This is a genomic window from Asticcacaulis endophyticus, assembly GCF_014652575.1.
Lineage (GTDB): Bacteria > Pseudomonadota > Alphaproteobacteria > Caulobacterales > Caulobacteraceae > Asticcacaulis > Asticcacaulis endophyticus.
The window spans coordinates 1,875,632-1,883,974 of record NZ_BMZB01000001.1 but is presented as its reverse complement, the minus strand read 5'-3'; the positions used below and the strand labels follow the sequence as shown (position 1 = coordinate 1,883,974).

Sequence of the window (8,343 nt, the reverse complement as noted above, 5' to 3'; positions counted from 1 at the left end):
TGGTGTACTGCTGTCACCCATTATCGCATCCGCCGCCATGGCGTTCAGTTCTGTCTCAGTGATTGCGAACAGCTTAAGAGTCCGGAGCATAAAGCTCTAACAGCGTTTGAGCCGTGTCTGGTGGCTGTCATATTATGGGACAGATTTGACACGTTAGCGCCCTTACGACATAGGCAGTGTGACGGGCGACACAGCGTAGTCAGGAAAGTATAATAGGCTTGGCCGGTATTGATGACCAATACAGAAGCTTATGCCGAAGACGCCCTGTTTTCAAAAGCCAATGCCGCCCCCACCGACTTATAGAAGCGAGCAACATCAGAGTGTGACCGGAGCCGCGCCCATGACCCGACGCCTTATTACCTTCAATCTCGACAATCTTGGTGAACCGCATGAATATACGCCGCCGGCCGATCGGGTGCTCGAAGGCGACATTATTTGTCGAAACTGGGATATCGACAGTGCCAAAGACGGGGCCGTGCGTGCTGGAATATTCGAGTCAACCCCCGGCACCAACCGCTCAATCAAGGGGGAGGCCTGGGAATTTTGCGCCATATTGTCAGGCGTGGCGGAGATCACCGAAGACGACCATGAGCCTATCACTTACCGTGCCGGCGATTATTTCATCATGAAACCAGGATACACCGGCACATGGCGGACGATTGAAACCGTGCGCAAAATCTGGGTTATCGCCTGAACCTTTTCGCAGGGATGACTGTTTAAGAACCTGCAATAAACCGAATATGCTGTCTGTGCGTTTAAAATACAGGTTTGCAAGACAGCCTAGTAGGCCTAATATAAAACCATGCTAAAGCGTCTATCCGGTTTGTTGACCTTGGTGATGTTCGCCTTCGTGGCCATGTCATCGACGACGCATGCGCATACCCCCGCTCCTATCGAAATGGTTCATCACGCAACTGAGGCCACCTCCCCGTGCCATGACATGAACGCTGCGTCGATGAAAACGCACGCTCCAGCTAAGTCGTCGTCTTCCCAATCATCATCTGACTGCGCCGATTCCTGCGATTGCGCTCTCACCCACTGCCCGGCGACAACGGGTCTTATGGGATCACCCCTGCTGGGTGAGTCACCGATGATTTATGCGCACACTCTGTCTTTACCACGCCGCGACGACTCACATGTCCGCGGTCGCATGGTGGATGCTCTGGAGCGCCCCCCCAGAGCCTGACCAGAACTCTATCGATTGCAAGCCGTCCCTTACAGGCGGCAAACCTATCTGTTTTCTGGAAACATCATATGAAACACGCAATTATTGCGGGTCTTTGCTTATGGAGCATGGGGCTGTGGGGGCTGGCGCTTATGCCCGCCACCGCGACCGCTGAAACCCGCGAATATACCCTGACGATCGACCGTCAGGACGTCACCATCACCGGTGAAAAGCTGAGTAAGATTACCGTCAACGGCACCATTCCTGGGCCGGTGCTGCGCTTTAGCGAAGGCGATGACGCCGTCATCCATGTCAAAAACGCTATGAAACGTGAAGCGACGTCTGTTCACTGGCATGGCGTTCTGCTGCCTGGCCTGATGGACGGCGCACCGGGGTTTAACGGCTTTGAAGGTATCAAGCCCGGCGAAAGCTTCACCTATCGTTTCCCCATCCGCCAATCCGGCACCTACTGGTATCACGCGCACACCATGGGGCAGGAACAGGAAGGCCTTTATGCGGGCATTGTTATTGATCCAAAGATACCGGAGCCTATTAAAGCTGACCGCGATTATGTCGTATTGCTGTCGGATTTTAATCGTGAAACGGCCGATCAGATTCTCGGCAACCTCAAAAAATCCTCAGATTATTATCAGTACAATCGCCGCACGGTCGGGGATTTCTTCAAAGACGTCCGTACCCATGGTCTTAAAAAGGCGCTGAAAACCTCCGGTGAGTGGGGCAAGATGCGCATGTTGCCATCTGACCTGTCCGACGTCACCGGCTATCATTTTCTGGTCAACGGCATGACCAATGATCAGAACTGGACTGGGATGTTTACCCCCGGCGAAAAGGTACGACTGCGCTTCATCAATGCTTCGGCCATGACCATGTACGATATCCGTATTCCGGGGCTAAAGATGACGGTCGTCGCGGCTGATGGCCAGCCCGTCGTGCCAGTCGAGGTCGACGAGTTCCGCTTTGGCAATGCCGAAACCTATGACGTAATTGTCGAGCCCAAGGATGATAAGGCCTACACAATTGCCGCCGAATCCCTTGACCGCGAAGGCTTTGCCCTGGGCACCCTCGCTCCGCGTGAAGGACTGCGTGGCGATATCCCGGCTCAACGTCCACGCGCCACCCTCACCATGTCAGACATGAACATGGAAATCATGATGCGCGACGATCCGGATATGGACATGTCAGATATGCCCGACAGCGGCTGGGCGCAGACCGGAGCCCCCGAAGGCACTAAGGTGTTGATTTACAGCGATCTGGAAAGCCTGACACCGCAAATGGACACCCGTGAGCCCACCCGCGACATTACGGTTCGTCTGGGGGGCAATATGGAGCGCTATATCTGGACGATCAACGGCAAGACCTTTGATCCGGCCGATGGCATTCAAACGACCTTCAATGAGCGGGTACGCATCATCTATATCAACGAGACGATGATGGCTCATCCGGTTCATCTGCACGGCATGTTCGTGCAACTGGAAAACGGTCAATCGATGGACTCTCTGCCCAATAAACACACCCTGATCGTCCCACCTGGGCAAAGCGCTTCGGTGCTGTTGACCGCTAATGAGGTCGGCAACTGGCCACTGCATTGTCACCTGCTTTACCACATGTCGTCAGGCATGATGACCAGCTTCATCGTCAATGCCCCCGGCGTTGCTATGACGCCACATGAGGCGACACCTCATAAGGAGGCCGCCCATGACCATCATAACTAAGCCCCTTTTGATCGTGGCACTGATCGCCTTCCCTTCACTCAGCCTTGCGGCTGAGAATGCCACCCACGATCATGTCGGCGCCACCTATCATGCGGTCAAACTGGAAACGGATTTTGGGCGCACTAAAAATACGGATACTGCGTCGTGGGACGTAGACGCCTGGTTCGGCGGCGATACCCATAAGCTGAAACTGATCAGCGAAGGGGAACTCACCGACGGCGATCTTGAAGAGGCCGAAGTCTGGGGCCTCTACAGCCGCAATATCGCCACCTTCTGGGATGCACAGGTCGGCGTAAGGTATGATGCCGAACCCAAGGGCCATACTTACCTTACGGCAGGCGTTGAAGGGCTGGCACCCTATTTCTTTGAAACTGGGGCCCATTTGTTCGTTCGGGACGATGGCGCGGTCAGCGCGCGTCTGCGTCAGGAAAACGAATGGCTGCTGACCAATCGCCTGATTATGCAGCCCTATGCCGAGGTCAATCTTAACGCCAAAGAGGATGCCCTGATCGGTCTGGGCTCCGGCCTGACGTCAGCCGAAATCGGTCTGCAAACCCGGTACGAATTCAGCCGCCGTTTTGCGCCCTATGTCGACCTTCGTTACGAGCGCAAATTTGGCGACACCGCTGAGTTTGCCCGCGCTGAGGGCGAAAAGCCTGAAACCCTCTCTCTTAATGTCGGCATTCGCTGGCTGTTTTAATTTTTGAATTGAAAGGATATCTCTATGAAAAAGTTGATGAACCTGATCGCGGCCGCCACCCTGATGATCGCCGCTACCGTTTCGACGCAGGCTCTGGCCCACGCCAAGTTGCAAACCGCTATGCCGGCGGCGGGGTCAACAGGGCCTTCACCTAAGACCATCATGCTGCACTTCAATGAAAAGATGGCCGCTAAGCTGTCGAGCTTTGACATCACGACCGCCGATGGCGCCAAGATCGATGTCACGCCGACCGTGGATTCCAGCGGCATGATGATGACGGCCAAGCCCAAGGCACCACTGGCCCCCGGCCTTTATAAGGTCAACTGGCACGCGGTCACCTCCGATGGCCACCGGGTCACCGGCGAGTTCACCTTCACCGTGAAATAGGTCAACGATAATGGAATTGGCCAGTCTTGCACGGTTTCTGCAATATGCCGCGGCCAGCGGCCTGTTTGGCACGGCGGTGTTTTTCATCGCCTTCCTGCCTAAACAGGGCGATGCCGCCGCCAGCCGACTGGGCTGGCCACGTCCATTCCTGCGTGCTTGCGCAATAATACTGTTGATAGGGGCCGCCCTGTCCCTTGCCTCGCAAGCGGCGATGATGAACGGTGTGTCCCTGTCGCAACTGGATTGGGCCGCCATTGATATCGTCTTAACCGGCACCTCCTGGGGAGCCGGGATAGGCGCGCGCATCGGCCTTGGTCTGTTCTTACTGATTTGCCTGTTTACCCTCCCAGCCACCCAGCGCTTATGGTGGGTTAGTGCCGTCACAGGCGCATTGATCATGATTAGCTTTGCCTGGACCGGTCACGGAGCCGCCACCGAAGGTCGTGGGGCTATGACCCATCTGATCAGCGATATCGCCCATCTGTTGGCTGCCGCTTTGTGGATCGGGGCACTGATGGCGTTTCTGATCTTGCTGCTGACCACCAACACACAACCCGCTCACCATCAAAAGGCGCTTTACGAAGCCCTGCATGGCTTTTCCGGCATGGGCACAGCCTTAGTGGCGGTTTTAGTTCTCAGTGGCGTGATCAACAGCCTGTTCCTGATAGGACTTGACCGCCTGTCACTGATCACCACCTCGCCCTATGGTCTGTGGTTATTGGCCAAGTTAGCCATCTTTATCGGGATGCTGGTTCTGGCCGCACTCAACCGTTTTCAACTGACGCCACAGTTTGAAGGCAGCCTTGACCATGCCCAGCCCGGCTATGTCGATGATGCCGTCAAAGCCCTGCGCCATAGTTTAATTTTGGAAACTGCGGCGGGCATGGCGGTGCTGGTTGTTGTCGCGGTTTTGGGCATGCTGGAACCGATATCAGCACTGTAAAAACTGGCCTATATAGATCAGGCGGCCAGATAACGCTCCGCCAGAGTAGCGTGCCAGCGCAGCCCCAAGGGGATGACCTCATCATTAAAGTCATATTTGGGATGGTGCAGTGGTTGGCTACCGGTCTTGCCGCCTTGGCCCAGCCACATATAGGCCCCGGGCTTGGCCTGAAGCATGAAGGCGAAATCCTCAGATGTGAATGCCGGATCAGGTGCCAGATGGGCGTCGCACACACAGGCGGCGGCGGTTAAAGCCTCCGCGGCTTCGGCGGTGTGGTTCAGGGTCGCTGGATAGTAACGATCATATTCAACCGTGATCTTGGTGCCGCTGCTCAAGGCCACACCGGCCGACATCTCGCGCAAAGCCTGCTCAATAACATCCTGATAAACCGCATCAAAGCTTCGGACAGTACCGACGATCGTTACCGATGGCGGCAGGACATTGTGAGCGTGACCACCGTGCATCTGCGTCACCGACAACACCGCCGATGAGGTCGCCGGTATGCGCCGCGACACGATGGTGTTGAGTTGGGTCACCAACTGGCTGGCGGCCAGCAGTGCATCGGGTGTCTGATGCGGCAAGGCGGCGTGGCCGCCCCGGCCCTCAACGGTGATTTCAAACCGATCCGCTGCCGCCATAATCGGCCCCGGACGTGTGGCCGCTTGCCCCGCTTTGAGATCAGGCCAGTTGTGCAAAGCATAGACCTGATCCGTCGGGCATTTATCGAACAAGCCATCCTTGATCATAGCCCGCGCTCCGCCCAGACCTTCTTCGGCTGGCTGGAAAATGAAATTGACGGTGCCATCAAAGCGGCGGGTACGCGACAGATACTGTGCCGCCCCCAGCAACATGGTCATGTGGCCGTCGTGACCACAGCCATGAAAGACACCGGGATGACGGCTGGCATAGGCCAATCCTGTTTGTTCCTGAATCGGCAAGGCATCCATATCAGCCCGCAAACCAATGCTTTTGCTGGAAGTGCCGACCTTAAGCACGCCCACAACGCCGGTGCCCCCAATGCCGGTATGCACCTCAAGTCCCAGTTCACCCAGCTTTTCGGCAATCAGTGCGGCCGTCCGGTGTTCCTGAAACCCTAACTCCGGATGCGCATGCAGATCGTGGCGCAATTCTATGAGAGGCCCAATTAGATCAGCGATGTCTGGGAATGTCTGGTCTGTGCTCACCATAGCCTCATACATTTGTCTTACACACCACTATGCGCCCAAATTGAGCGATACGGCAGATCGAAATGGCGTAAGCGTCAGTCGATTACGGCTAAATTCAGCTTGAACGCAACATATTGTGCTGAGCTGACGTCCGCCTTAAGTCTTCTTTTCGCCGAACAGACGTTGCAATGGATAGTGATGTTTGACGAACCTTGATTTGATGACGATGTAGCTAAAATATTTTTCGATACCGTAATCACCTTCCAACATGTTTTCGATAATCGCCTGATAGGTGGCAACGGAAGGGGTTACGAACTTCAGCAGGTAATCATACCCGCCGCTAACCAGGTGGCACTCGATGATTTCATCAATACCCTTGGTCTTCGTTTCAAAACGAGCAAAGTCATTGGCACGGTGATCTTGCAAGGTAACTTCGGTGAATACGGTGATGAAATCGCCCAGCTTATGCAGATTAATCTGCGCCCCATAGCCGGTGATATAGCCCGATTGCTCCAATCGTTTCACACGCGTCAAACAGGGGCTCGGTGACAGGCCGACCAGCTCCGCCAACTCGACATTGGTGATGCGTCCGGCCTTTTGAAGTTCCGACAGGATCTTCAGGTCGATACGATCAAGCTTGAGATTCTGCCCCGCCATGTTGTGAGTGTACTCTTGAGTTTAAGTTAGGCAATTCAGCATATTCAGTTGAACAAATCCATCAAACAACACCGTAGTTTGGTTTGCCGATACGCGCAAGCTGGCGCATATTACAGCATAATCTACCGCAGTCGATTTTAGCTCAACGCGGCACGGATATCGCTTTCTTCAAGTAAATCATCCAAGGTCTTGCCGATGCGCTCGAAAATCGACCATATTTCATCAGGGGTGGCCACCAGTGCCGGCGCCAGACCAATGATATTATCTCCGAACGCCCGGAAAATGACGCCATTCTCATAGCCCTTGGCGAAGAGGCGATCTGGTAATTTCAACGCCGGATCAAAGCGCGCCTTGGTGTCTTTGTTGGCCACCAATTCAATCGCCCCCAGCAATCCCTGACCACGCACATCACCCACGATCGGATTGGTTTTCAAAGAATCCAGCCCACCGGCGAAATCGCGCGCCACCATCTGTCCATTGGCCAGAACGCCGCCGTCCGTATACAGGCGCAGCACTTCCAAACCAACGGCAGCCGACACCGGATGGCCGGAATAGGTGTAGCCATGGCCGATCGTTGCACCGGATGCCGTAGACGACGCCAGAACCTGATAGATGTCTTCGGACATCAGAACGGCGCCCATCGGGGCATAACCGGCCGTCAATCCCTTGGCGACCGTCATCAGGTCAGGTTCAACGCCTTCGTGTTCACAGGCAAACATTGGCCCCGTGCGGCCAAAGCCGGTGATAACTTCATCGACCACCAACAGAATACCCAGTTCCGTACAGGCCTGACGGATCGCCTTAAGCCAACCTTTGGGTGGCACGATGACCCCGCCGGACCCTTGAATTGGCTCGCAGAAGAAAGCCGCCACATGATCAGGCCCACCCAGGGATTCGACTTTGGCTTTCAGTTCGCGAACCGACTGCGCAATAATACCGGCGTCATCCGTCTCTGTTTTATGGCGATAGGGATAGGGTGATGATATGTAGTGCTGGTTCGGCAACGGCAGGTCCATATTACGGTGGAACGCCGCCAAAGCTGTCAAGCCCGCCCCCGTCGAGCTGGAGCCATGATAACCACGCTCCAGGGCGATGAACTGCTTCTTTGAAGGCTTGTCCATAACATTATAATAGTTGGTGATAAAGCGGATGGCCGAGTCTACGGCATCCGAACCGCCCAGCGTAAAATAGACGCGGTTCAACGAGTTCGGGGCCAGCTCAATCAGACGCTCAGCCAACAGGATGGCCGGTTCGCTGGCAAAGTGAAAATAACCTGTGGCATAGGGCAATTTTGTCATCTGCTCGGCCGCCGCCTTGACGATACTGTCCTGACCATAGCCAACATTAACACACCATAGTCCTGCAAAGGCATCCAGCAGGTCATTGCCGTCGGCATCGCGCACATACATGCCCTTACCAGAGGTCAGGACTGTGGCCCCGCGCGCCTCATGGGCACGCATGGAACTGACCGGGTGAATAAGGTGCTGACGATCAATCTCCACCAACGGTGAAACCAGAGCAGTTGTATCGATAGCGGCCCGTAACAGGGACATGGCAAATAAGCTTTCTTTGCAAAAATTCGAGGTCTGTAT

Annotated in this window: 8 protein-coding genes; 5 read left to right on the top strand and 3 right to left on the bottom strand. The window is 55.1% G+C overall.

Features of this window, described 5'->3' with window-relative positions; translation table 11 throughout:
* Positions 1–340: 340 nt before the first annotated feature.
* The 5 genes from IE102_RS08425 to copD all read left to right on the top strand — a co-directional run bounded on the left by IE102_RS08425 (position 341) and on the right by copD (position 4,928).
* A complete protein-coding gene (locus tag IE102_RS08425; protein ID WP_189485937.1) occupies positions 341–694 on the top strand; it encodes a cupin domain-containing protein in 354 nt (117 codons plus the stop codon).
* A 560-nt stretch (positions 695–1,254) separates the two neighbouring features.
* On the top strand, positions 1,255–2,898 hold the full coding sequence (locus IE102_RS08420) for a copper resistance system multicopper oxidase (protein ID WP_189485936.1): 1,644 nt from the start codon (positions 1,255–1,257) through the stop codon (positions 2,896–2,898).
* On the top strand, positions 2,882–3,598 hold the full coding sequence (locus tag IE102_RS08415) for a copper resistance protein B (RefSeq protein ID WP_189485935.1): 717 nt from the start codon (positions 2,882–2,884) through the stop codon (positions 3,596–3,598). Before IE102_RS08420 ends, IE102_RS08415 begins: the two co-directional genes overlap by 17 nt.
* A gap of 24 nt (positions 3,599–3,622) precedes the next feature.
* Positions 3,623–3,985, top strand: coding sequence for a copper homeostasis periplasmic binding protein CopC (gene copC, locus IE102_RS08410; protein WP_189485934.1), 363 nt, complete (start codon positions 3,623–3,625; stop codon positions 3,983–3,985).
* A gap of 10 nt (positions 3,986–3,995) precedes the next feature.
* Complete coding sequence (gene copD, locus IE102_RS08405; protein ID WP_189485933.1) at positions 3,996–4,928, top strand: copper homeostasis membrane protein CopD; 933 nt, start codon at positions 3,996–3,998, stop codon at positions 4,926–4,928.
* A 17-nt stretch (positions 4,929–4,945) separates the two neighbouring features.
* Here the strand turns inward: copD and IE102_RS08400 are convergent, their stop codons facing one another.
* The 3 genes from IE102_RS08400 to IE102_RS08390 form a co-directional block, all read right to left on the bottom strand.
* A complete protein-coding gene (locus IE102_RS08400; protein ID WP_229807631.1) occupies positions 4,946–6,055 on the bottom strand; it encodes a M20 aminoacylase family protein in 1,110 nt (369 codons plus the stop codon).
* 195 nt (positions 6,056–6,250) lie between these two features.
* Positions 6,251–6,751, bottom strand: a complete 501-nt coding sequence (locus IE102_RS08395; protein WP_189485931.1) for an Lrp/AsnC family transcriptional regulator — start codon at positions 6,749–6,751, stop codon at positions 6,251–6,253.
* Positions 6,752–6,888: 137 nt separating this feature from the next.
* On the bottom strand, positions 6,889–8,304 hold the full coding sequence (locus IE102_RS08390; RefSeq protein ID WP_189485930.1) for an aminotransferase class III-fold pyridoxal phosphate-dependent enzyme: 1,416 nt from the start codon (positions 8,302–8,304) through the stop codon (positions 6,889–6,891).
* Positions 8,305–8,343: the final 39 nt, after the last annotated feature.

What these genes read in the sequence shown, in the direction of transcription:
- IE102_RS08425 (WP_189485937.1), top strand. Translation starts at nt 341, where the DNA reads ATGACCCGACGCCTTATTACCTTCAATCTCGACAATCTTGGTGAACCG.
- IE102_RS08420 (WP_189485936.1), top strand. Translation starts at nt 1,255, where the DNA reads ATGAAACACGCAATTATTGCGGGTCTTTGCTTATGGAGCATGGGGCTG.
- IE102_RS08415 (WP_189485935.1), top strand. Translation starts at nt 2,882, where the DNA reads ATGACCATCATAACTAAGCCCCTTTTGATCGTGGCACTGATCGCCTTC.
- copC (WP_189485934.1), top strand. Translation starts at nt 3,623, where the DNA reads ATGAAAAAGTTGATGAACCTGATCGCGGCCGCCACCCTGATGATCGCC.
- copD (WP_189485933.1), top strand. Translation starts at nt 3,996, where the DNA reads ATGGAATTGGCCAGTCTTGCACGGTTTCTGCAATATGCCGCGGCCAGC.
- IE102_RS08395 (WP_189485931.1), bottom strand. Translation starts at nt 6,751, where the DNA reads ATGGCGGGGCAGAATCTCAAGCTTGATCGTATCGACCTGAAGATCCTG.
- IE102_RS08390 (WP_189485930.1), bottom strand. Translation starts at nt 8,304, where the DNA reads ATGTCCCTGTTACGGGCCGCTATCGATACAACTGCTCTGGTTTCACCG.